19 protein-coding genes are annotated in these 24,081 nt (G+C 74.8%); 16 read left to right on the forward strand and 3 right to left on the reverse strand.

The window, feature by feature from the left end; all coding sequences use genetic code 11:
- The first annotated feature begins 53 nt into the window (after positions 1-53).
- The 6 genes from A0J59_RS03530 to A0J59_RS03545 all read left to right on the forward strand — a co-directional run bounded on the left by A0J59_RS03530 (position 54) and on the right by A0J59_RS03545 (position 4,797).
- Positions 54-1,241, forward strand: coding sequence for a nucleotidyltransferase family protein (locus tag A0J59_RS03530; protein WP_064315245.1), 1,188 nt, complete (start codon positions 54-56; stop codon positions 1,239-1,241).
- A gap of 169 nt (positions 1,242-1,410) precedes the next feature.
- A complete protein-coding gene (locus A0J59_RS21455) occupies positions 1,411-1,566 on the forward strand; it encodes a hypothetical protein (protein WP_156532775.1) in 156 nt (51 codons plus the stop codon).
- A 67-nt stretch (positions 1,567-1,633) separates the two neighbouring features.
- Complete coding sequence (locus A0J59_RS03535; RefSeq protein WP_220084431.1) at positions 1,634-2,761, forward strand: asparagine synthase-related protein; 1,128 nt, start codon at positions 1,634-1,636, stop codon at positions 2,759-2,761.
- 146 nt (positions 2,762-2,907) lie between these two features.
- Positions 2,908-3,060, forward strand: a complete 153-nt coding sequence (locus tag A0J59_RS21460) for a lasso RiPP family leader peptide-containing protein (protein ID WP_144425507.1) — start codon at positions 2,908-2,910, stop codon at positions 3,058-3,060.
- A gap of 79 nt (positions 3,061-3,139) precedes the next feature.
- Positions 3,140-4,300 (forward strand): asparagine synthase-related protein, encoded by a 1,161-nt coding sequence (locus A0J59_RS03540; RefSeq protein WP_156532777.1) that lies wholly within the window; start codon positions 3,140-3,142, stop codon positions 4,298-4,300.
- Between the two features lie 80 nt (positions 4,301-4,380).
- Positions 4,381-4,797 (forward strand): lasso peptide biosynthesis B2 protein, encoded by a 417-nt coding sequence (locus A0J59_RS03545; RefSeq protein WP_255364959.1) that lies wholly within the window; start codon positions 4,381-4,383, stop codon positions 4,795-4,797.
- A 12-nt stretch (positions 4,798-4,809) separates the two neighbouring features.
- Here A0J59_RS03545 and A0J59_RS03550 read toward each other — a convergent pair whose 3' ends face one another.
- Together A0J59_RS03550 and A0J59_RS03555 are read right to left on the reverse strand one after the other, a co-directional pair.
- Positions 4,810-5,061: a PqqD family protein gene (locus tag A0J59_RS03550; RefSeq protein ID WP_053370119.1), complete on the reverse strand. Its 252-nt coding sequence runs from the start codon at positions 5,059-5,061 to the stop codon at positions 4,810-4,812.
- Positions 5,062-5,100: 39 nt separating this feature from the next.
- The gene (locus A0J59_RS03555) at positions 5,101-5,745 is read right to left on the reverse strand and encodes a phosphatase PAP2 family protein (protein WP_172820004.1); all 645 of its coding nucleotides are present in this window, start codon (positions 5,743-5,745) and stop codon (positions 5,101-5,103) included.
- A gap of 311 nt (positions 5,746-6,056) precedes the next feature.
- On the opposite strand from A0J59_RS03555, the gene mfd reads away from it, so the two are divergent.
- Positions 6,057-9,803, forward strand: coding sequence for a transcription-repair coupling factor (mfd, locus tag A0J59_RS03560; RefSeq protein ID WP_064315248.1), 3,747 nt, complete (start codon positions 6,057-6,059; stop codon positions 9,801-9,803).
- Positions 9,804-9,807: 4 nt separating this feature from the next.
- On the opposite strand, the gene A0J59_RS03565 is transcribed toward mfd, so the two are convergent.
- The gene (locus A0J59_RS03565) at positions 9,808-10,026 is read right to left on the reverse strand and encodes a PLD nuclease N-terminal domain-containing protein (protein WP_047234128.1); all 219 of its coding nucleotides are present in this window, start codon (positions 10,024-10,026) and stop codon (positions 9,808-9,810) included.
- 304 nt (positions 10,027-10,330) lie between these two features.
- On the opposite strand from A0J59_RS03565, the gene A0J59_RS03570 reads away from it, so the two are divergent.
- The 9 genes from A0J59_RS03570 to A0J59_RS03610 all read left to right on the forward strand — a co-directional run bounded on the left by A0J59_RS03570 (position 10,331) and on the right by A0J59_RS03610 (position 23,985).
- Positions 10,331-12,544, forward strand: coding sequence for a carbohydrate-binding module family 20 domain-containing protein (locus A0J59_RS03570; RefSeq protein ID WP_082918711.1), 2,214 nt, complete (start codon positions 10,331-10,333; stop codon positions 12,542-12,544).
- 323 nt (positions 12,545-12,867) lie between these two features.
- On the forward strand, positions 12,868-16,953 hold the full coding sequence (locus tag A0J59_RS03575; RefSeq protein ID WP_082141446.1) for an endo-1,4-beta-xylanase: 4,086 nt from the start codon (positions 12,868-12,870) through the stop codon (positions 16,951-16,953).
- Between the two features lie 114 nt (positions 16,954-17,067).
- Positions 17,068-17,808, forward strand: coding sequence for a MazG family protein (locus tag A0J59_RS03580; RefSeq protein WP_231581914.1), 741 nt, complete (start codon positions 17,068-17,070; stop codon positions 17,806-17,808).
- Between the two features lie 207 nt (positions 17,809-18,015).
- Positions 18,016-19,302, forward strand: a complete 1,287-nt coding sequence (gene eno / locus A0J59_RS03585) for a phosphopyruvate hydratase (RefSeq protein ID WP_047234129.1) — start codon at positions 18,016-18,018, stop codon at positions 19,300-19,302.
- Positions 19,303-19,540: 238 nt separating this feature from the next.
- Positions 19,541-20,392, forward strand: a complete 852-nt coding sequence (locus tag A0J59_RS22240) for a septum formation initiator family protein (RefSeq protein WP_064315249.1) — start codon at positions 19,541-19,543, stop codon at positions 20,390-20,392.
- A gap of 41 nt (positions 20,393-20,433) precedes the next feature.
- Complete coding sequence (locus A0J59_RS03595) at positions 20,434-20,961, forward strand: DUF501 domain-containing protein (RefSeq protein ID WP_255364958.1); 528 nt, start codon at positions 20,434-20,436, stop codon at positions 20,959-20,961.
- 21 nt (positions 20,962-20,982) lie between these two features.
- Entirely contained in the window at positions 20,983-22,017 is a 1,035-nt protein-coding gene (locus tag A0J59_RS03600; protein ID WP_082141447.1) for a Ppx/GppA phosphatase family protein, read from the forward strand.
- Between the two features lie 202 nt (positions 22,018-22,219).
- On the forward strand, positions 22,220-22,552 hold the full coding sequence (locus A0J59_RS03605) for a PadR family transcriptional regulator (RefSeq protein WP_047234130.1): 333 nt from the start codon (positions 22,220-22,222) through the stop codon (positions 22,550-22,552).
- Entirely contained in the window at positions 22,552-23,985 is a 1,434-nt protein-coding gene (locus tag A0J59_RS03610; RefSeq protein WP_064315250.1) for a hypothetical protein, read from the forward strand. The genes A0J59_RS03605 and A0J59_RS03610 overlap by 1 nt, the downstream gene beginning before the upstream one ends.
- Positions 23,986-24,081: the final 96 nt, after the last annotated feature.

The following is a 24,081-nucleotide window of genomic DNA, read 5'->3' on the forward strand; positions in this document are numbered from 1 at the left end:
CACACGCCGTCGGACCGCCGTGGTCGGGGCGGCACACGGCGAGGAGGCACGGGGTGACGGTGCGGGAGGACGCGCGGCTACGACCGCTCGCCGGTCTGCTGCTCGACGCCGTCCGTGGTGCCGCGGTGCCCGCGTGCCCGCCCGGGCTCCGCGGCGTCTCGCCGGCCGAGGTCGTCGCGGCGGGCCGCCTGCACCGGGTCACCCCCGCGGTGGAACGGGTCGCGCGCGCGTGGCCGGACGAGCCCGAGGGCTGGCGGCCCGCGCTCGAGCAGGCGAAGCACGACCAGCTCATGCGGCACCTGCGCGCCCTCGCCGACGTGCGCGCGGTGGGCGCGGTGCTGGACGCGGCCTCGGTCCCGTGGGTCGCGGTGAAGGGCCCGGTGCTGGCCGGCGCGATCTGGCCCGCGGTGAACATGCGCGAGTACTACGACGTCGACCTCGTCGTCGCGCCGGAGCGCTTCGAGGACTCGCTCGCCCTGCTCCAGGACCGGGGCGTGCGCCTCCTCGACCGCAACTGGCCCGCCCTGCGTCGCTCGGGCCGCGCGGAGCTCGCGATGGTCACCCCGGCGGGCACGCCGCTCGACCTGCACTGGCACGTGGCCGTCCCGGCCGACCTGCGGCGCGAGCTCCGGATCGACATGGCGGCGATGCTCGAGCGGCGTCGCCTCGTCGGGGTCGGCGGGCAGGACGTCCCGACGCTCGATCCCGTGGACACCGTGCTCCACCTCGCGTTCCACGCGGCCCAGTCGGGTGCCAACCGGCTGATGTGGCTCGCCGACGTGCGCTTCGCGCTCGACCACGGCCAGGTCGACGTCGCGGAGCTCGAGCGCCGGGCCCGCGCGTCCGGGACGTGGCTGGGCGTGCGCGCGGTGCTCGACCGGGCCGACCGGGTCCTCGGTCTCGCGCCGGACCAGGTGCCGCGGGGCGCGACGCCGGCGTGGCTCTGGCTCGCCCGGGCGCGGGACGCGCGCCGACCGTTCCCCGGGCTGCCGGGCGACCCGGCGCTGGGCGGCAACGAGTACTCGGCCGCGCGGCGCGGCGTCCTCGACAGCTCGCGCGTGCTCGTCCACCATCACCTCGCTGCGCGCCGCGAGGGCCGTCGTCATGACGCGGGCCTCGACGAGCGGCGTCCTCTCCAGGCCGACGTGCCCGACGCCCGGGCGCGCGCGTCGTACTTCGACGCGGTCGCGCGCGAGACCGCCGGCCATGCCGTTGAACGGTCGTCCAGGTCGAGTGGGTGAAATCCGGGGGACGTCCGGGTGGAAAACACCCGTGACCCCACTTCTCCTCGCCTGTTCCTCGGTACTTTTGGCGTGCCATGCGCGGCCGCGTGCGGCGTCGGAGTCGCCGTCGGGCGACGGAGAGAAAGGCGGGCGGACCGTGACGTATTCACCGCCCTCGATCACCACCGTGGGTACCGTCCGAGGCCTGACCCTCGGCTACCCGCAGAACTGCAAGTACGGCTACGGCAGCGACAACGCGATGCCCAACCAGGAGCCCGGCCTCGGCCAGGACCTCAGCGGCGACTGGAAGGACGGGTGCGGTCCTGGCGAGCCGCTCTCCTGACATGGCCCTCCCGGGTCGCGAGACCCGCGGGACGCCCTCCCCGGCAGAGCAGCCGGCGACCGTGGGCGTGACCCGTGTCGACGAGCTCGAGCTCGCGGCCGGGTGGGTCTTCGGTCGGACGCCCGCCCCTCCGGTCCCTCGGACCGGGGGGGCTCGCGTCGTGCTGGAGCAGGTCGTGCGCGAGTCCCTCGCGGTCGCGCCGACGTTCGTCGGCTTCTCCGGCGGGCGCGACTCCTCCCTCGTCCTCGCCGTCGCCGCGCACGTCGCCCGCCGCGACGGCCTCCCGCTCCCCGTCCCGCTGACGCTCACGTTCCCCGGTGTCGAGGGAGCCGACGAGAGCGAGTGGCAGGAGCTCGTCCTCGACCACCTCGGCCTGCCCGACCGCGTCGTCGTGCCGGTGCACGACGAGATGCGGCTGCTGGGCGACCTCGCCCGGTCGGGGCTCGAGCGACGGGGCCTGCTCTTCCCTGCCGTGGCCCAGGCCGACGCCGTCCGGCTGGTCCACGCGACCGGCGGGCACCTCCTCACCGGGGAGGGCGGCGACGACGTCCTCAACCGCCGGCGCGGCACGCCGCTGCACCTCCTGCGGCGCCGGCTCGCGACCCCGGCGCTGCCGTCGCGTCGCCTGCTCGCCGAGGCCGGCCGGGCGCTGCGGCCGGTCGCGACCCTCCCGCGCGACCGCTACCTCGGGGTGATGCCCCCCTGGTTGCGCGCCGACGCGGCCCGCGAGGCGGCACGACGGCTCGCCGCGGACGACGCCTCGCCGCTGCGGTGGGACCGCGGCGTGACGCGCCTCCTCGGCTCGCGCGCGACGCAGGTCGTGCTCGGCAACCTCGCGGCGGTCGCGCGCGAGCACGACGTCACCTACGTCCACCCGCTGCTCGACCCGCGGTTCGTCGGTGCGCTCGCCCACGACGGCGGCGCGTGGGGCTACGCCGGGCGCACCGACGTCCTGCGCCGGCTGGCGGGCGACCTCCTGCCGGACCCGGTCCTCGCGCGCACCTCCAAGGCCTGGTTCAACGCGACGCGGTGGGGGCCCGAGGAGCGCGAGGTCGCCCGACGCTGGGACGGCTCGGGCGTCGACCCGGAGCTGGTCGACCACGACGAGCTGCGCGCCGCCTGGGCCTCGCCGGTGCCTCCGGCCGCCGCCGAGCTGCTCCTCCACGCGGCGTGGCTCGGGACGCGGGGCGCGTGAGGTCACCCGGGTGAAATCGTCGGTGCGTCGAACTGGACGACCGTCCTGCGCCGTACGCTCGCCGTGCCGGACGCAACGCCGACGGCGACGTTGACGGCCGTCCGGTCGGTGATCGGGCGACGACGGTAATCCCGAGAGGAGGAAACATGTCATACGAAGCACCCAAGATCTCTCGCGTCGGTTCCGTGCGTGGTCTCACGCTCGGTCTCGACTCCTGGCAGGAGTGGGAGGACGAGGTCTACTTCTGGGGGCAGAAGATCCCGCTTCCTGGCACCGGCGAGGGCAACGACCTGAGCTGAACGCGCGGTGCTGTGCGGCGCGCGCCACGGCGGGTGCGCCGCACAGCACCTCACGACGACGGGGCATCACGTGGACGACATGACCGACACCTTCCTGCGGCTGACGCCGCTCGAGGTCGCGCTCTCGGCACCCGTCGGCGCGGTTGCCGAGGTGGTGCGCCCGCGACCGCTGGGGTCGGCGCGCGCCGCCCTGGAGCGGGCCGTCCTGCCGGCCGTGCGCTCCGGGCGCTGCCACGTCCTGTTCTCCGGTGGTCGCGACTCCTCCCTCGTCCTCGCCGTGGCGACGGCCGTCGCGCGGCGCGAGTCCTTGCCTTTGCCCGTCCCGGTCACGGCGGTCTACCCCGGACTGCCCGAGTCGGACGAGAGCGGCTGGCAGGAGCTCGTCCTCCGCCATCTCGGGCTCGGCCGCGGGATCGTCGTCGAGGTGCGCGACGAGCGCGGCCTTCTCGGCGAGGTCTCCGTCGCCTCGCTCGAGCGGCGTGGCCTCGTGTGGCCGGCGGCGGTGCAGAGCCAGCCGGTGCTCCTGGGGGACCTCCCCGAGGGTGCGCACGTCCTCACCGGCGAGGGCGGGGACGGCGTGGTCGCCGGGAGCAGGGGGACGCCGCTCCACCTGCTCGCCTCGTCGCGCCGCAGGCCGTCGCGCGACCTCGTGCGCGCCGCGCTCGGGGCGATCGAGCCCTCCTGGCTCGCCGTTCGGCGGCTGCGCCGCGGAGGCTCGCTCGACGGCGCCGCACCCTGGCTGACACCGCGCGCCCTGGACGTGCTCGTCCGCGAGACGGTCGCCGCGCGCGGACCTCTCCGCTGGGACGCCGCCAAGCGCGCGCTCCTCGAGCGCCGGAGCACGGTGCTCGCCCTGCACAACACCGCCGCGGGCGCCGCCGAGCGCGGCCTCACGCTCGTCCACCCCCTCGGCGACGCGGGATTCGTCGCGGCGCTCGCAGCCGACGGCGGCGCACGGGGCTTCCGGGGGCGTACCGACACGTTCCGCCGGCTCGCCTCGGACCTCCTGCCCGACGCGGTGCTGGCGCGCACGACCAAGGCGCGGTTCAACACGTCCCGGTGGGGCGACCGCGAGAGGGACTTCGCGCTCTCGTGGGACGGCTCGGGCGTGGACCCGAGCCTCGTCGACGCCGGACGACTGCGTCGCGAGTGGCTCGGCACGCCGCTGCCCGCGGCGCGGTTCCTGGTTCACGTCGCCTGGCTCGCGTCGGCGCCCCGCGCGACGAGGGCGGGAGCGTGAGCGTGCGGTCCGCGGTCGGGGCGTTCTGGCGTGGCGCCCGACGGCTCCCCCCGCGGCAGTGGCCGGGCGTCCTCCGGACCGTGGCCCTGGTGGCGTGCGTCGAGACCGGCTTGCGGACGGCGCGCCTCCCGCGCGTGGCCCGCTGGCTGGGAGTGCCTCTGGCGGAGGCGGGCCCCTGCGCCGGGTCCGGGACGCCGGGAGCGACGGGGAGCGAGCCGATGCCGCTCGAGCTCGCACCGCGCGAGCGCGCCGGGGTGCGTGACGCGCGCCGGGTCCTGTCCGTCCCGGGGGTCGACGGGACGTGTCTGCGTCAGGCGCTCGTCGTGGGGCACGTCCTGCGGCGGCGTGGGCCCCGCCTCGTGCTCGGGGTCGCGAAGCGTGACGGCACCGTGTCCGCCCACGCGTGGGTGGAGGTCCAGGGGTGGGTGGTCGACGACTTCCACCTGCACGCCGGACGACCCGCCGGCTTCGAGCGGCTGCCCGCGACGCCGGCCTGAGCGCGGACCGCGTCAGCGCAGGAGCTGGTGCGCGCCGAGCTCGTCGACGAAGGCCTGCGCGTCGCGGACCGCGTCGGCCCGGTCGATCGCGAACTCGGTCACCAGGGCGTCGGCCAGCTCGTCCAGGCTGTGGTCCTCGACGAGGAGCTTGGTGAGCAGAGCGCCGCTCGCGTTCGTCGTGAGGTAGACGGAGCGCTCGAGGTCGAGCAGCACGAGCTCGCCGTCGATCTCCTGCCACGTGACCCCGTCGGTGCGGATCTGCATGTCGTCCTCCGTCCGCCGGCGCGTCCGGCAAGCGACAGGCTAGCGGTGGGTTCGCGCGGAGGCACGGGTGAAACGAGCGGGCGGGGTGCGTCGCGACGGCACGTCGAACGCTGCCACGACGACGCCGGCGACCGTCGTGACGAGCAGCACCGACGCGACCGTGTCGGCCGGGCGGTGGGCGTGCCCGACGACGGAGACCGCGCACGCGATCACGACGGCGACGACCGCGAACGCCAAGGCGGCAGGTCGTGCCCGCGGCGGGCAGAGCAGCACCGCGGCGGCGGCGAGACCCACCGCCGCACTCACGTGGCCCGAGGGCAAGGTGTTGTACGCGTAGCCCAGGTCGCCGAGGTCGGGGCGCGTGAGGACCACGTCGCGCAGCCAGCCGGAGAGGACCAACGGCACGACGGCGACGAGCACGGCCGCGGCCACGTCTCGGAACCTCCTGCGCAGGAGGGCGTGCAGGCCCAGGCCGAGGCACCCGAGCGCGAGGACCGCCGGGAGTGCGGCGCGCGCCCAGGCCGCAGCCACGGCCAGGGAAAGGCTGTCGACCTGGAGCTCTGCGAGGGCGCGGACGTCAGCCTGCTGCCCGCCCGTCGTCCGCACCGCCACGACGTACACGACGCCGAAGGCGACGGCGGCCGTCGCCGCGCCCAGGGCTCCCACCCGACGCCGGTCGCTCACGAGCACCTCCGCACCGTGTCCGCCCGCGGTCGCGGGGTGCGTCGAGCGTACGGCGGCCGCCGACCCCGGAGAAGGGGCGCGACGGAGCCGACGGCGCGTCACCGGCACGACACCGAGGGCCGACCGTCAGCGGTCCGGCGTAGTCTGTGTGACGGCCTTGGTGCCGACAGCCCGGACGCGTCACCCACGACGTCTCTCCCGGGCCGTTCGTGCTGCCTCGTCGTGCCTGCCGCTCAGTCCTCGACCCGAGCCCCGCGCCTCGTGCGGGGCGCCGACGCTCTCGACCACCGTCTCGGAGGGACCCCCACCGCATGAACCTCACCGGCATCCTGCCCGCGCTGCTCGCCGACCCGGCCGCGACGGCGGCGGTCGAGCACGTGCGTGCCCGCGGCGAGGCGGACGTGGTCGGCCCGGCAGGCGCGCGTCCGCCGCTGCTCGCGGCGATGGCGGGTGCGCGCGCGACGGGTCCCGCGGACGAACCCGCGCCCGGCGGAGCGGCGACGGCGTGGGCGCCGGGCGCGCGCCCGCTCGTGGTCGTGACGGCGACCGGGCGCGACGCGGACGAGCTCGCGGCGAGCGTCCGGGCGTACCTGCCGGACGAGCTGGCCGACGTGGTCGCGGTGCTGCCGAGCTGGGAGACGCTGCCGCACGAGCGGCTGAGCCCGCGCGCTGACACGGTCGCCAAGCGCATCGCCGTGTTCCGCCGCCTCGCGCACCCGGACCCGGAGGTCGGGCCGTCGGGTCCCGTCCGCGTGCTCGTCATGCCGGTGCGCGCGCTCCTCCAGCCGGTCGTGGACGGGCTGGGCGAGCTCGAGCCGGTCGAGCTGCACGCCGGGTCGACGGCGGACCTGACCGACGTCGCGGAGCGGCTCGTCGCGGCCGCGTACACGCGCGTGGACATGGTCGAGCGCCGCGGCGAGTTCGCGGTGCGCGGCGGCATCCTCGACGTGTTCCCGCCCACCGAGGACCACCCGCTGCGCGTGGAGTTCTGGGGCGACGAGGTGTCGGAGATCCGCTGGTTCGCGGTCGCGGACCAGCGCAGCCTCGAGATCGCGGAGCACGGGCTGTGGGCGCCGCCGTGCCGCGAGATCCTGCTCACCGAGTCCGTGCGGGCGCGCGCGGCGGCGCTCGTCGAGCAGCTGCCGGGCGCGGTCGAGATGCTCGACAAGCTCGCCGCGGGTGTCGCGGTCGAGGGCATGGAGTCGCTCGCGCCGGTCCTCGTGGACCGCATGGTCCCGGTGCTCGAGCTCGTCCCCGACGACGCGCTCCTCGTGCTGGACGACGCCGAGCGCGTCCGGCGTCGCGCGCACGACCTCGTCGCGACGACGGAGGAGTTCCTCGCGGCGGCGTGGACGGGCGCGGTGGCGGGCGGGACGTCGCCCCTCGACCTCTCGGCGGCGTCGTTCGAGACCTTCGCGGAGGTGCGCGCGGTCGCCCAGCGCCGTGGCCTGGGCTGGTGGACGCTCTCGTCGTTCGCGCTCGACAACCCGGACCTCGACCTGCCGGCGGACGCGGCCACCGACGCCGGTGCGCGGGACGCAGGCGGCGCGGGCAGGTCGTCGGGCACGACGGCCGCGCACGTGGGCGAGAGCGCGGACGGCGTCCCGACCTTCACGATCGGCGCGCGTGACGTCGAGTCCTACCGCGGCGACGTCTCGCGCGCTCTCGACGACGTGCGCGGGCTCCAGCACGCGGGCTGGCGCCTCGTGCTCACGACCGAGGGCCACGGCCCGGCCAAGCGCATGGTCGAGCAGCTCGGCGCGGTCGACACGCCCGCGCGCCTCGTGCCGCGCCTCGACGACGAGCCCGAGGGCGGCATCGTCCTCGTCACCCCCGCCATGGTCGGCAAGGGCTTCGTCGCGCCGGGGCTGCGCCTCGCCGTCTTCTCCGAGGCCGACCTCACGGGCCGTGCGGGGACGAGCACGCGCGACATGCGCAAGATGCCGAGCCGGCGGCGCAACGTCGTCGACCCGCTCCAGCTCAAGGCAGGCGACTTCGTCGTGCACGAGCAGCACGGCGTGGGCCGGTTCGTCGAGCTCGTGCAGCGCACGCTCGGCACGGGCGGCAACGCCGCGACGCGCGAGTACCTCGTCATCGAGTACGCCAGCAGCAAGCGCGGCCAGCCCGGCGACCGGTTGTTCGTGCCCATGGACCAGCTCGACCAGGTCACCAAGTACACGGGCGGCGAGTCGCCGAGCCTCAACAAGATGGGCGGCGCGGACTGGGCGAAGACCAAGACCCGGGCGCGTAAGCACGTCAAGGAGATCGCGGGCGAGCTCATCCGCCTGTACTCGGCGCGCATGGCGACGCAGGGGCACGCGTTCGGCGCCGACACGCCGTGGCAGCGCGAGCTCGAGGACGCGTTCGCGTACGTCGAGACGCCGGACCAGCTCGCGACGATCGACGAGGTCAAGGCGGACATGGAGAAGACGGTCCCCATGGACCGGCTCGTGTGCGGCGACGTCGGCTACGGCAAGACGGAGATCGCGATCCGCGCGGCGTTCAAGGCCGTCCAGGACGGCAAGCAGGTCGCGGTCCTCGTGCCGACGACGCTCCTCGTCCAGCAGCACCTCGAGACGTTCTCCGAGCGGTACGCGGGCTTCCCCGTCACGGTGAAGGCGCTCTCGCGCTTCCAGACCCCCAAGGAGTCCGAGGAGGTCGTGGACGGGCTGCGCAAGGGCACCGTCGACGTCGTCATCGGCACTCACCGGCTCATCACGGGCAGCGTCCGGTTCAAGGACCTCGGCCTCGTCATCATCGACGAGGAGCAGCGGTTCGGCGTCGAGCACAAGGAGACGCTCAAGCAGCTGCGCACCAACGTGGACGTGCTCGCCATGTCCGCGACCCCGATCCCGCGCACGCTCGAGATGGCGGTCACCGGCATCCGTGAGATGTCGACGCTCGCGACGCCGCCCGAGGAGCGCCACCCCGTCCTCACCTACGTGGGCGCCTACGAGGAGAAGCAGATCGCGGCCGCGCTGCGCCGCGAGCTGCTGCGCGAGGGCCAGGTGTTCTACGTGCACAACAAGGTCGAGACGATCGAGCGCACGGCGACGAAGCTGCGCGAGCTGGTGCCCGAGGCACGCGTGGGCGTGGCCCACGGCAAGATGAACGAGCACCAGCTCGACCAGGTGATCCGGGCGTTCTGGGAGAAGGAGCTCGACGTCCTCGTCTGCACGACGATCATCGAGACCGGCCTGGACATCTCCAACGCGAACACGCTCATCCTCGAGCGCGCGGACATGCTCGGTCTGTCCCAGCTCCACCAGCTCCGGGGCCGCGTGGGCCGTGGCCGGGAGCGCGCGTACGCGTACTTCCTCTACCCGCCGGAGCGGCCCCTCACCGAGACGGCGCACGACCGCCTCGCGACCATCGCCGCGCACACCGACCTCGGCGCCGGCATGCAGGTCGCGATGAAGGACCTCGAGATCCGCGGCGCGGGCAACCTGCTCGGGGGCGAGCAGTCCGGGCACATCGCGGGCGTGGGGTTCGACCTCTACGTGCGGATGGTGGGGGAGGCCGTCGCGAACTACCGGGGCGACGGCCCCGAGGAGCAGCCCGAGGTCTCCATCGAGCTGCCGGTCGACGCGCACCTGCCCGAGTCGTACATCGCGACCGAGCGGCTGCGGCTCGAGGCGTACAAGAAGATCGCCGCCGCCACGGACGCGCCCGAGCTCGCCGAGGTGCGGGCGGAGCTCGTCGACCGGTACGGCGCGCTGCCGGACGTGGCGTCCGCGCTGTTCGACGTCGCGGACTTCCGCAACCACGCGCGCCGCGCGGGCCTCACGGACGTCACGGCGCAGGGCAAGTTCATCCGGTTCGCGCCGGTCGACCTCGCCGAGTCCGCGCAGCTCCGGCTCAAGCGCCTGTACCCGGGCACGCTCCTCAAGCCCGCGATCCGCGCGTTCCTCGTGCCGTACCCGACGACGGCGCGCATCGGCGGACGGCCGCTGCGCGGTGCCGAGGTGCTCACCTGGGCGCGCCAGCTCATCGACGCCGTGATCCTCGGCGAGGTGAGCGCGGCGGCGACCGTCGGGACGTCGGCGGCCGCCCGCTGACGCGTCAGCTCTTGCGACCGTCGAGGAAGTAGGCGATCGGGCCGACCCAGTTGACGAGCAGCGCGAGGCCCCACGCGAGCTTGGTGCCGTTGACCTGCTCGGCCGGGCGGCGCAGCAGGTCGCGGTACGCCGCGGCCGTGAGCGTGACCTGTGCCGCGCCCACGACCCCGACGGCGATCTTCTGACCCTTGGTCAGGTCCTTCCAGCGGCGCTTGGTCCCCATGTCGTCGTCTCCTCTCGTGGTGCGTACCGCTCGACGCTATGCCGTCCAGGCCCACGGTGCACGGCCCGCGGGCCGGCAGTGGTCGGTGGTGCACGAGCGGCGGGCTCGCGGCGAACGAGTGCGTCACGGGTCGTGACAGTGCGCACCGTGCTCTGTAAGGTTGCTGCAACATCCGGAAACTCTCTGCAACGCCGCTGAGTCCCGGACGCGCGCCCGACACCCCGGGGCGCAGGTCAGCACCGCGTGGCCCTCCCGCGCTCGATGCCGAGCGTGCCGTCGGCCGCAGCACCTCGAAGGAGCAGCAATGACGCGCACCACCGACCCCGCCGGTCCGCCGGCACCCACCCCGACGTCCGTCGCCGGTCACGGTCCCCGGCGAACGTCCCGGCGCACGAGCCGCCGGGACGGTCGCCTGCGGCGTCTCTTCGCGGCCGCGACGTCGGCCGCCCTCGCGCTCGGGGCGGCGCTCGCCGCCACGGTGCCGGTCCCCGCGCCCGCCGCGGCGGCACCGCCCGTGCCGACGCCCGTCGTCGACTCCCCGAACGGCCGGGGCGACGTGATCCTCAACCTCTTCCAGTGGACGTGGGACGCCGTGGCCGCCGAGTGCACCAGCACCATCGGCCCCGCCGGGTTCGGCTACGTCCAGGTCTCGCCGCCGCAGGAGCACATCCAGGGCACGGCCTGGTGGACCTCCTACCAGCCCGTCAGCTACAAGCTCGAGTCCAAGCTCGGCACCCGCGCCGAGTTCCAGCACATGGTGAGCACGTGCCGGGCGGCGGGCGTCGGCGTCGTCGTCGACGCGGTCGTCAACCACACCGCGGGCGCCGACACCGGCTCCGGGACCGGCACGGGCGGGACGAGCTACTCGGTGGACAGCTTCCCCGGCGTCCCGTACGGCGCGAACGACTTCAACGACTGCCGGTCGAACATCAGCAACTACGGCGACCGGTACAACGTCCAGAACTGCCGCCTCGTCTCGCTCCAGGACCTGCGGACGGGCTCCGACTACGTGCGCGGCAAGATCGCCGGCTACCTCAACGACCTGCTCTCCCTCGGCGTCGCCGGGTTCCGCATCGACGCCGCGAAGCACATCCCGGCCGCGGACCTCGCGGCGATCAAGGCGCGGCTCACGAACCCGAACGTCTTCTGGGTGCACGAGGTCATCGGCGCGAGCGGCGAGCCGATCCAGCCCTCGGAGTACCTCGGCTCCGGCGACTCGCACGAGTTCTTCTACGCGCGCGAGCTCAAGTCCCGGTTCGACGGCCAGATCAAGGACCTGCGCACCATCGGCGACAACAAGCTCCCCTCGGACCGCGCGGGCGTCTTCGTCGACAACCACGACACCGAGCGCAACGGCGAGACCATGAACTACAAGTGGGGCGCCAAGTACCGGCTCGCCAACGCGTTCATGCTCTCGTGGCCCTACGGCGCGCCCAGCGTCTACTCCGGCTACACGTGGGACAACAAGGACGCCGGCGCCCCCGGCGCGTCCGCGACGTCCGTCCCCGACGCGAGCTGCTCGAGCAGCGCCTGGGTCTGCACGCAGCGCTGGACCGAGATCGCGGGCATGGTCGGCTTCCACAACGCGGTCGCCGGGACCGCGGTGACGAACTGGTGGGACGACGGGAACAACCACGTCGCGTACGGCCGCGGCAGCAAGGGGTACGTGACGATCAACAACTCCGCGAACGCCGTCACGCGCACCTACCAGACGTCGCTCCCTGCGGGCACGTACTGCGACGTCGTCGCGTCGAAGGACTGCGCGAAGACGGTCACCGTCTCCGGCGCCGGCACCTTCACGGCGACGGTCCCGGCGTACGGGGCGCTGGCGCTGCACGTCGGCGCCGTGGACGACGGCGGCACCGGTGGCCCTGGTCCCGTCGACCCGAGCGGCACGACGACCGTCTACTACGCGACCGACAAGGGCTGGAACGCGTACCACGTCCACTACCGCGTCGGCACGGGTGCCTGGACCGCGGTGCCCGGCGTCGCGATGACCGCGGCCTGCACCGGCTGGGTCGCGAAGGAGATCGCCCTGCCGACCGGCGCGACCGGCGCCGCCGCGACCGTCACGGCGGCGTTCACGAACGGCTCGGGCTCCTGGGACAACAACGGCGGCAAGGACTATGCCCTGAGCGGTGCCGCCGTCGCGGTCTCGGACGGGACGGTCACGGCCGGCGACCCGTGCGAGGACGGCGGCGAGGGGCCCGGTCCCGTTGAGGGCCAGGGTGACGCGTCGTTCGCCGTGACGGCGACGACCGCGTGGGGGCAGAGCGTCTTCGTCGTGGGGAGCATCCCCGCGCTGGGGTCCTGGGCGCCCGCGAACGGCGTCGCGCTCTCGGCCGCCGGGTACCCCGTCTGGACCGCGACCCTCGACCTCCCGGCCGGAACGACGTTCCAGTACAAGTACGTCAAGCGCGACGGCGGGGGGAACGTCGTCTGGGAGAGCGGCGGCAACCGCAGCGCGACGGTCGGCCCGGACGGCTCGGTGACGCTGTCGGACACCTGGAGGTCGTGACCTCGCACTCCCGGCCCCGCCCCGGTCTCACTCAGACCGGGGCGGGGCCTTCTGCCGTGGTGGTGATGATCTGCTGCCGGCTCTCGCCCACCGCCGAGGTAGAACCGTGGTCGGCCGAGGTAGAGCCGTGGTCGGCCGGTCGAGATGGAGCTGCGATTCACCAGAGCTCACCTCAGGTGCCGGTCGGCATGGTCGGAGGAATGGCGGGAAATAGTTCAACCATTGTTCGAACCGGGCGGGTGCCCCTAGGGTGTGGCCGGGCGCGCCGGTGCGCCCGGGGGCGCGATGCGCCCCGCGCAGCCGATCGCAAGGGAGCGACGACGATGAGACGCACGTGGAGGACCGCCGTGGCGGGGGTGCTCGCCACCCTCGTGGCGGGAGGGGGAGCGAGCGCGGCAGTAGGGACGGATGTGCAGACGCCTGCCCAAGTCGATAACGATATCGATATCGTTCTGGAGAACGATTTCGAATCGCCGGGGACGGCGCCGTGGACAGCGCGCGGTCCCGTCACCGTCGCCCTGACCGACGCCGAGGCGCACGGCGGGTCGTCGAGCCTCGCGGTGACGGGTCGGACGGCGGACTGGCACGGCGTCGCGACCGACGCGCTCGCGCTGCTCCAGCCCGGCGTCGCGTACGAGGTCGAGGCGTGGGTCAAGCTCCCCGCGGGCACGACGGGTTCCTCCGGGGTCCACTTCACGGTGCAGGAGACGGGCGCGTCGGGGACGGCGTACACGTGGGTCGGCGGGGCCGTCGCGACGACGGCCGACGGCTGGGTGGAGATCGGCGGGACGTACACCCTGCCCGCCGGCCTCACGTCGGCGTCGCTCTACGTCGAGGCCGCGCCGGTCGCCGGCGCGCACCCGTCGTTCCTGCTCGACGACGTCCGCGTGGCGACCGTCGCGACCGACCCCGGCGACGTCGTGCCCGGGGGAGCGGTGAACCCCGTCCCGACGCCCGTGCGTCTCGCGGAGGGGACAGGCGACGTCGCGGCCCTGACGTTCGACGACGGCCCGAACCCCGGCACGACGCCCGCGCTCCTGGACTTCCTCGCCGAGCACGACCTGCACGCGGTGTTCTGCGTCATCGGCCAGAACGTCCAGGCGCCGGGCGGCGCCGAGCTCCTGCGCCGCATCGTCGACGAGGGGCACGTGCTGTGCAACCACTCGACGGGCTACGCCGACATGGGCGCGTGGTCGGCCGACCAGGTGCGCGCCGACCTTGTCGAGAACCTCGGCATCCTGCGCGACGCGCTGGGCGACCCCGAGTACCCGGTCCCGTTCTTCCGCGCGCCGAACGGCTCGTGGGGCGCGACCCCCGAGGTCGCCGTCGCGCTCGGCATGCAGCCGCTCGCCGTCGTCAACACGATCTCCGACTGGGAGACCCAGGACGTCGAGACGCTCACCGCGAACCTGCGCGCCGCGATGAGGCCCGGCGAGGTCGTGCTCGCGCACGACGGCGGCGGCGACCGCGCGGGCACGCTCGCGGCGGTCGAGACGGTCGTCGCCGAGCGGCTCGCGGCAGGCTGGGAGTTCACGTTCCCCGTCGGCACGCCGCCGCGCGGGGGCGAGGTGCTGCTGGAGACCGGCTTCGAGGACGGCCTCGGCGGCTGGGTGCCGCGCGCGGGCGACGCGACGACGCCGTCGCTCGACCTCACGGACGTGGCGCACGGCGGCGCGCAGGCCGCGGTCGTCTCCGGCCGCGACGGTCAGGGCGACGGCATCGGGCACGACGTGACCGGGCTGCTCGCCGTCGGCACGACGTACGAGCTCAGCGCGTGGGTGCGCTTCGCCGAGGGCCAGCCCGCGGACGACGTGTGGCTCAGCATCGCGCGCACGGTCGACGGGGCGACGTCGTACTCGACCCTCGCCCAGCTCGCGGGGATCACGAGCACGGGGTGGACGCAGATCACCGCGACGTTCCCCGGCGCCGCCGCGGACGAGGCGCTGCTCTACCTGGAGACGGACTACAACGGCGACAACACGAGCGACCTGCTCGTCGACGACGTCGTGCTGCGCGTGCCGCCGCCGCCCGCGGTCGAGGACCTCACGGGCATCAAGGAGACCGTCGACGTGCCGGTCGGCGTCGCGATCGACAGCCGGGAGACGTCCGGCGCGGCGTCCGAGCTGCTGCTGCGGCACTTCGACCAGGTCACGGCCGAGAACCACATGAAGCCCGAGGCCTGGTACGACGAGGACCGCACGTTCCGGACGCACCCCGAGGCGACCGCGCTCATGGACTACGCGGCCGCGCACGACCTGCGGGTCTACGGCCACGTGCTCGTGTGGCACTCGCAGACGCCGGCCTGGTTCTTCGAGGGCGCCGACGGCGCGCCCCTGACGACGTCGGAGGCGGACCGTCAGGTCCTGCGCGACCGCCTGCGGACGCACGTCTTCTCCGTCGCGCAGGCGCTCGCGGACGCCTACGGCCCGTTCGGCGGCGACAACCCGCTCACGGCGTTCGACGTGGTGAACGAGGTCGTGTCGGACGGCGCGGAGAACCCCGACGGCCTGCGCCGCTCGGAGTGGTTCCGGATCCTCGGCGAGGAGTACCTCGACCTCGCGTTCGCGTACGCCGACGAGGCGTTCAACGACGTCTACGCCGACCCGGCGGCGACGGAGCGCGGGGAGCGGCCGGTCGCGCTGTTCATCAACGACTACAACACCGAGCAGGGCGGCAAGCAGGACCGGTACCACGCGCTCGTCGAGCGGCTCCTCGCGCGCGGGGTGCCCGTCGACGGCGTGGGGCACCAGTTCCACGTGAGCCTCGCGATGCCGGTCTCCGCGCTCGACGGCGCGATCGAGCGGTTCGCCGACCTGCCCGTGACGCAGGCCGTCACCGAGCTCGACGTCACGACCGGGACCCCGGTCACCCAGGCGTCGCTCGTCGAGCAGGGGTACTACTACCGCGACGCGTTCCGCGTGTTCCGGGCGCACGCCGACGACCTGTACTCCGTCACCGTGTGGGGCCTCACCGACGGCCGGAGCTGGCGCGTCGACAGCGGCGCTCCGCTCGTCTTCGACGACGCGCTCAAGGCCAAGCCCGCGTACCACGGCGTGGTCGACGGCGAGCTCCCGGCCCGCCTGCGCACGGCCGACGTGTTCGCCGGCGACGTCCCGCTCGACGGCGACGCCACGGCGTCCCCCGACTGGCAGCGGCTCCCGCTGCACACGTTCGCCGCGCCGGGTGGGGGCGCCGGGGGAGAGGTCGGGTTCCAGCTCCGCTGGTCGCCCGACCACCTCACGGCGTTCGCGAGCGTTGACGACGCGACCGACGATGCCGCCGACGCCGTGACGTTCGCGCTCGACGGCACGGAGCACGCCGTCGGCCGTGACGGGACGACGAGCGCGGGGGTCTCCGCGGAGGTGACCGAGCGTGCGGGCGGGTACGACGTCGTCGCGCACCTCCCGCTCGACGCCGCCACCGCGGGCGACACGCTCGCGCTCGACGTGCGCGTCACGGACGCGGGGACCGACGGCGGCGCGATCTCCGCGTGGAACACGCCCGGCGCGACGGGCACGCTGCGCCTGCTCGAGGAGCTGTCGTACCTCGAGGTCGCGCACGCGTCGGCCGCGCCCGCGGTCGACGGCGAGGTCGACGCCGTGTGGGCGGAGGCGGGTGCTCCCGTGACGACCGCGAAGGAGGTCCAGGGGAGCGGCGGCGCGGTCGCGACCGTCCGCACCCTGTGGCGCGACCGGACGCTCTACGTGCTCGCCGAGGTCGCCGACCCCGTGGTGGACGTGAGCGGCTCCGACCCGTGGGTGCAGGACTCCGTCGAGGTCTACGTCGACGCGGGCAACGCCAAGAACGGCGCCTACCGGGACCTGGACACCCAGATCCGCGTGAGTGCCGAGAACGCCGTGTCGTTCGGCACGGGCGACGAGGCGGCGCAGCGGGCGCGCGTCACGAGCGCGACGACGCGCACGGCCGACGGGTACGTCGTCGAGCTCGCGGTCGACCTCTCCGACCAGGGCGGCGAGGGGACCTTCCACGGGCTCGACCTCCAGGTCAACGACGCGTCGGACGGCGCCCGCACGGCGATCCGCAACTGGGCGGACCCGTCCGGTGCGGGCTACCAGTCGACGGCCCGCTGGGGCGTCGCACGGCTCGTCGGCGCGGACGCCGCGCCCGAGGTCGCGCTCGACGTCGAGGCGTCGGCGCGCTGCCTCGCGGGCAAGGCCTACGTGGCCGTCCGGGCGACGAACCGCGAGGACGTGCCCGTCGACGTGACGCTCACGACCCCGTACGGGTCGCGGACGTTCACCGCCGTGGCACCGGGCGCGAACGCATACCAGTCGTTCGCGGTCCGCGCGACGTCGGTCCCGGCCGGTACGGCCACGGTCTCGGCCGTGCTCGACGGCGGCCGGGTCACCTCGACGCGCGACGTCGCCGTGGAGGCACGCACCTGCTGACGCGCCGAGCGGGTGGTCGTGGCCCGTCCGGACGTCCGGGCGGGCCACGACCGCAGGGTCGAGCGGGGGGCGACGGACGGGGATCACCGGCTTCGCCGAACCTACGATGAACCGGTGACCGCACCCGAGCCCTCGGCCCCTCATCCCGCGCCCGCGCACGACCCCGCGACCGACCCGCTGAGCGACGTCGTCGGCGTCATGGACCGGCTCTACTCCCCGGGCGGGTGCCCCTGGGACCGCGAGCAGACGCACGAGTCGCTCGTGCGCTACCTGCTTGAGGAGGCGCACGAGCTGGCCGACGCCATCGAGACCGGCGACCGCGCGGGGATGCGCGAGGAGCTCGGCGACCTGCTGCTCCAGGTCCTCTTCCATGCCCGCATCGCGAGCGAGGAGCCGGACCCGTTCACGGTCGACGACGTCGCGGCCGACCTCGCGGCGAAGCTCGTGCGACGCCATCCCCACGTGTTCGCCGACGCCGACGTGACCGACCTGCACCAGCAGTGGGACGCGATCAAGAAGGCCGAGAAGCAGCGCTCGTCCGTGCTCGAGGGGATCTCGCACACCCAGGGCGCGCTCGCCCGCGCGCAGAAGGTCCTCTCCCGGGCCGGTCGCGGCGGCCTCGGGGACGTCGTCGGGGAGGCGCTCGCGACGCCGTCGGGCGGCGCCCCGGGCGAGGTCGTCGGGGACGGCGAGGGCGCGTCGGCGGACGAGCGGCTGGGGCGCGAGCTCCTCGCCCTCGTGGCGCGCGCCGAGGCGGACGGGCTGGACGCCGAGGCGGCGCTGCGCGGCGAGCTGCGGCGCGTCGAGGCGCGGATCGTCGCGGCGGAGGCGCGGCCCGCGGGGGAGCCGGCCTGACCGGGACGTTCGTCCCGATCGTCGACGCGCAGGTCCCCGGCCCGTGGCCCACGGAGCGGACGCAGCGGCGCAGGTCACATCCGGGCACTAGGCTGTGGTCGTAAACCCACCACCGTCGCGGGCGCGCACGCGGCGTCCCGGGTTTCCCTGCCCGGGTCGGCCACACCCCATTCGATGCGCCCGCAGCCCTGCCCCGAAGGAGCACCTGTGGCCAGCATCGAAGCCGTTGGAGCGCGCGAGATCCTCGACTCCCGCGGAAACCCGACCGTCGAGGTCGAGGTCGTCCTGGACGACGGGACGTTCGCCCGCGCCGGAGTGCCGTCGGGCGCGTCGACCGGTGCGTTCGAGGCCGTCGAGCGTCGTGACGGCGACAAGTCCCGCTACCTGGGCAAGGGCGTCGAGGGCGCGGTCAACGCCGTGATCGACGACATCGCCCCGGAGCTCATCGGCTTCGAGGCCGAGGACCAGCGCCTCATCGACGCCGCCCTCATCGACCTGGACGGCACCCCGAACAAGGGCAAGCTCGGCGCGAACGCGATCCTCGGCGTCTCGCTCGCCGTCGCGAAGGCCGCCGCGAAGAGCGCGGGCCTCGACCTGTACCGCTACGTCGGCGGCCCGAACGCGCACGTCCTGCCCGTGCCGATGATGAACATCCTCAACGGCGGGTCGCACGCGGACTCGAACGTCGACATCCAGGAGTTCATGGTCGCCCCGATCGGCGCGTCCTCGTTCCGCGAGGCGCTGCGCACCGGCGCCGAGGTCTACCACTCCCTGAAGTCCGTGCTCAAGGGCAAGGGCCTCGCGACGGGCCTCGGCGACGAGGGCGGCTTCGCGCCGAACCTGCCGAGCAACCGCGACGCGCTCGACCTGATCCTCGTCGCGATCGAGCAGGCCGGGTTCGTCCCCGGCAAGGACGTGGGCCTGGCGCTCGACGTCGCCGCGACCGAGTTCTTCAAGGACGGCGCCTACCAGTTCGAGGGCAAGGCGACGAGCTCGGACGACATCATCGCGTACTACGAGCAGCTCGTGCGCGACTACCCGCTGGTCTCCATCGAGGACCCGCTGTCCGAGGACGAGTGGGGCGCCTGGTCGCAGCTCGTGGCCGAGGTGGGCGACAAGGTGCAGATCGTCGGCGACGACCTGTTCGTCACCAACCCGGAGCGCCTCGCCAAGGGCATCGAGCTCAAGGCGGCGAACTCGCTCCTGGTCAAGCTCAACCAGATCGGCACGCTCACCGAGACGCTCGACGCCGTCGAGCTCGCGCAGCGCAACGGCTTCACCGCGATGGTGTCGCACCGCTCGGGCGAGACCGAGGACACGACGATCGCCGACCTGTCCGTCGCGACGAACGCCGGCCAGATCAAGACCGGTGCGCCCGCCCGCGGCGAGCGCATCAACAAGTACAACCAGCTCCTGCGCATCGAGGAGGCGCTGGACGACGCCGCGCGCTACGCCGGCCGCGGCGCGTTCCCGCGCTGGACGGTGCAGGGCTGACCTGCGGCTGACCGTCCGGTCACGCAGCAACTCCGCCGGGACGTCCCGGCACCCGGAGCCCGGTGGGCCGCTCGTCGGCCCGCCGGGCTCCGGCGCGTCCGGGACCGGTGCACGACGCGCGCACGACGCCGTCGCAGGTCACGGTCGCGGGTGAAGATGTCGTGTCGATCGGCTCACGTTCGCGGGCGCCCCGCGCGTGCTCCCCGGGCCAGGCCGGTCCCGGCAGCACAATCGGGGCATGCCGTCCTCGCGCCGCCCTCCGCGCCCCGGTGCCCCCGCGCGCCCGGGGACCGGGCCTGCGCGCGGGTCGTCCGGATCGAAGCCGGCCCGGTCGGGCTCGACGGCGTCCGGAGCGTCGTCCCGCTCGTCGACGTCCAAGCCCGCCGCGTCCCCGGGCGCGTCGCGCCCGCGGCCGACGACCGGGAAGAGCTCCACGACGGGCGCGAAGGCCACCGCGTCGTCGGGCGCACGCCGGCCGGCCACGCGCGCGCAGCGCCCGGCTCCGTCGCGCCGCGCCGCGGGCCCCGCGCCGGAGGACCGGCGCCGGAGCCGGTACGGCTTCCTGCTGCCCGAGGTGGTGACGGTCCGCACCCTGGTGCTGTCCGTCGTCGTGCTGCTCGCCGTGGTGCTGCTGCTGCCCACCCTGCGGGCGTACGTGAACCAGACGGGGGAGCTGCGCGAGCTGCGCAACGACCTCGCGCAGGCGGAGACCCGGCGCGACGACCTCCAGTCCGAGCTGGACCGCTGGGACGACCAGGCGTACGTCGAGCGCGAGGCGCGGGACCGCCTCAACTTCGTCATGCCGGGCGAGCGGCCGTGGCGCGTGCTCGACCCGGAGACGGTGGTCGACGACATCGACCCGCAGACCGGCCGGACGATCACCGACGGCCCCGTCCAGGGCTACGAGGACGGCACGCCCTGGTACGAGGCGATCTGGGCGTCGGTGCAGGTCGCGGGCGAGCAGCCGGTGTCGTCGGGCACGGGCCAGGGGTCCGGGGCGGCCGACGACGGGGCCGGCGGGGACGCCCCGCCCGCGGGTGAGGAACCGACCGGCGACGGCTCGGCGCCGTCGAGCGGGGAGAATGGGTGACGCGTCGTCCCGACGCGCCCGACCGACCCGAAGGAAGACCCGTGCCCGACGCCCGCCTGGCCATCCCCGCCGACGACCCGGACGCCGTCGTCACCGAGCGCGACCTCGAGACCCTCGCGGAGCAGCTCGGTCGCACCCCGCGCGGGGTCGTCGGCATCGCCGCCCGCTGCGCGTGCGGGCGCCCGCTCGTGGTCCGCACCGCGCCGCGGCTCGAGAACGGCACGCCGTTCCCCACGACCTTCTACCTCACGCACCCCGGCGCGGTGGCGGCCGCGTCGACGCTCGAGGCGAACGGCGTCATGAAGGAGATGTCCGAGCGCCTCACCGAGGACGAGGAGCTCGCCGCCGCCTACCGGCGTGCGCACGAGCACTACCTCGCGCAGCGCGAGGCGCTCGGCCACGTGGAGGAGATCGACGGGATCTCGGCCGGGGGCATGCCGACGCGCGTCAAGTGCCTGCACGTCCTCGTCGGGCACGCCCTGGCCGCCGGTCCCGGCGTGAACCCGCTGGGGGACGAGGCGCTCGAGCGCGTGCGCGACGTCTGGCGTCCGGACCGCTGCGCCTGCTGAGCGCGTGGCACGCTTGGTCGCATGACCTCAGGCTCCACCTCTCCCCTCACCCGTGACCCGGGCGCGCTCGCCGCGACGGCACCCTCGCCCGCCCCGGTCCCGCCCGGCGCCGCGCGCGTTGCGGCGATCGACTGCGGGACCAACTCGATCCGCCTGCTCGTCGCCGACGTCGACCCGGTCGCGGGCACGCTCGTCGACCTCGACCGCCGCATGGAGGTCGTCCGGCTCGGCCAGGGCGTCGACCGCACGGGCCGCCTCGCGCCGGAGGCGCTCGCGCGCACGCTCGACGCCGCGCGCCGGTACGCCGACGTGATCGCAGAGCTCGGCGCGTCGCGCACGCGGTTCGTCGCGACCTCGGCCACGCGGGACGCGGAGAACCGCGCCGAGTTCGTCGAGGGCGTCCTGGCGGCGCTGGGCGTGGAGCCCGAGGTCGTCTCGGGCGAGGAGGAGGCGGCGCTGTCGTTCCGCGGCGCGACGTCGACGGTCGCCGCGCTGCGTCCGGGCCCGTACGTGGTCGTGGACCTCGGCGGCGGCTCGACCGAGCTCGTGCTCGGCACGGCGACCCCCGACGCCGCGTTCTCCATGGACGTCGGGTGCGTGCGCCTCACCGAGCGGCACCTGCGCTCCGACCCCCCGACCGCCGACGAGGAGGCCGCGGCCCGCGCGGACGTGCGCGCCGCGCTCGACGAGGCGGCCGCCGTCGTCCCGCTGGGGGAGGCCGCGACGCTCGTGGGTCTTGCGGGGTCGGTCACGACGGTGACGGCCCACGCGCTGGGCCTCGCGCGGTACGACCGGGAGCGGATCGACGGCGCGGTGCTGCCGGTCGACGCGGTCCTGGCGGCGTGCGACGACCTGCTCCACCGCTCGCGCGCGGAGCGTACCGCTCTCGGCTTCATGCACCCGGGCCGCGTGGACGTCATCGGTGCGGGCGCGCTCGTGTGGTCGGAGGTCGTGCGCCGCGTGCGCGACGACGTCGCCGCCGCGGGCGGGTCGCTCACCGAGGTCGTCACGAGCGAGCACGACATCCTCGACGGGATCGCCTGGTCGATCGCCTGACCCGTCCTCCGAACCCGGGGTCGTTCCCCACCCACGCTCGCGGGTGGGGAACGACCCCGGGTTCGGCGTCTCCGGGGACGCGATGCGGCGTGTCGCCGTGCGTAGTACCGCGCATCGCGCGGTAGTGTGCATCGCGTGAGCCCGTCGCGTCCGGCGGGCCGAGTGCCGGGACGGACCAGGGCCACGCCCGACGGAGGGTCGGATGGACACCACGCAGCTGCTCAAGGGGGTGCTCGACGCCGCGGTCCTCGCAGCGGTCGAGGCCGAGGACGGGTACGGGTACGACGTCGTGCGACGCCTGCGCGCCGCAGGGCTCGACGACGTGGGGGACGCGTCGGTCTACGGGACGCTGCGGCGCCTGTACGCGAGCGGGGCGCTGACGACGTACGTCGTGCCGTCCGACGCCGGGCCGCACCGCAAGTACTACGGGATCAACGCGCAGGGCCGGGCGATGCTCGACCTGCACCGCAAGGAGTGGCAGACGTTCGCGGGCACCGTGTCCGCGCTGCTGCGGACCGGAGAGGTGGCCGCCTGATGAGCACGACGACGTCCGCGCAGCAGCCCGCCGGGGCACCCGTGGGCATGGCCTTCTACGGGCACGTCCACGCGTACGCGCAGCAGGTGCGCGCGCACCTCGCCGACCTGCGCCCGGAGCAGGTCGAGGAGCTCACCGACGGGCTCGAGGCCGACCTCGCCGAGGCGGTCGTCGACGCGCCGGGCGCGCTGCCGCGGCGCGGAGCCCCGGCAGGCGCGACCGGCGAGGGTACCGCCGCCGCGGGCGCCGACCCGGGCGCGCCCCTCGCCGCGGGCCCCGACGACACCGGCCTCGACCTCGTCGCGCTCTTCGGCCCGCCCGCGGAGTACGCCGCCGAGCTGCGCGCCGCCGCAGGGCTCCCGCCCGCCGCCGCGCCGGGCGGTGCGCGCCGCCCCCGCATCGGGCTGCGCGGGCGGCTGCTCGTGCTCGGCGGGATCCTCTCGTCGGGGTGGCGCTCCCTGTGGCGGCCCGTGACGTCGACGCCCCAGTGGGCCTCCGTCATGGAGTTCCTGCGGACGCTGACGCCCGCGTGGTGGATCCTGCGCGGCTGGGTCGCCGCGACGCTGCTGCTCTGGATGTTCGGCGGGTACCAGATCGCGATGCTGCCCCCGGACCTGTCGGCGCGGGTCGTCGTGCTCGCGGCCGTCGTGGTGAGCGTGCAGTGGGGGAGGGGCCGGTGGCTGCCCACGACGTGGCTGCCGAAGGTCGTGCGCCCGCTGTCCGTCGCGGCGGCGGTCGTCGCGGCACCCCTCGTCCTGCACGCCGCGGCGGCCGGGGCGTCCTCCTCCGTCTCGGGCTGGGAGAGCGGCTACCAGCAGGGCGTGGCCGACGGTCGCGTCGGGGTGAACCAGGTCGCGTACGACGGCGGGGGGCCCGGCGGCGACGGCGTGTGGGTCGACGGGATGCAGGTGTCCAACCTGTTCGTGTACGACGCGGCGGGCGACCCGGTGCGGGACGTCCAGGTCTTCGACGACCGCGGTCGACCGGTGCGCACGGTGACGGAAGAAGGCGCCTACGGAGTCTGGGCCGTCCCTGACGTCGAGGGGTCGTGGTACTTCCAGCCGACGCTCTCGACGGACGGCCGCGAGCGCTGGAACGTCTACCCGCTGCGCGCGGTCGCCGAGGAGGACGTCGAGTACGCCGACGGCGACGGGCGGCCCGTCCCGGCGACGGGGACGCGCACGCACGAGATGCCGTGGCCGTTCCTCAAGGCGCCCACCGCGGTGCCGTCGAGCGCGGGCTCGGGCGAGGCGGCGTCGGGCACCGGGGAGCCGAGCACCGGCGACGCCGGCGACCCGGACGGCCCCGCGCCGTCGGGCGACGCGCCGGACCCCGCGGACGGCACCGCGCCCGAGCTCGGGTCCACCCCGCCGGCGGGCGGCTCGCAGCCGCGGCCGACCGGCCCGACACCCGTCGTCGGCGCGATCGGCTGACCGGGGGCCCTCGAACCCGGGATCGCTCCCCAGCGGGGGGTCGTCGTGAGGAGCGATCCCGGGTTCGGCGACCGCGGTGTCGCGTGGAATGTCGCG

The organism is Cellulosimicrobium sp. I38E (assembly GCF_001647255.1).
GTDB lineage: Bacteria > Actinomycetota > Actinomycetes > Actinomycetales > Cellulomonadaceae > Cellulosimicrobium > Cellulosimicrobium cellulans_E.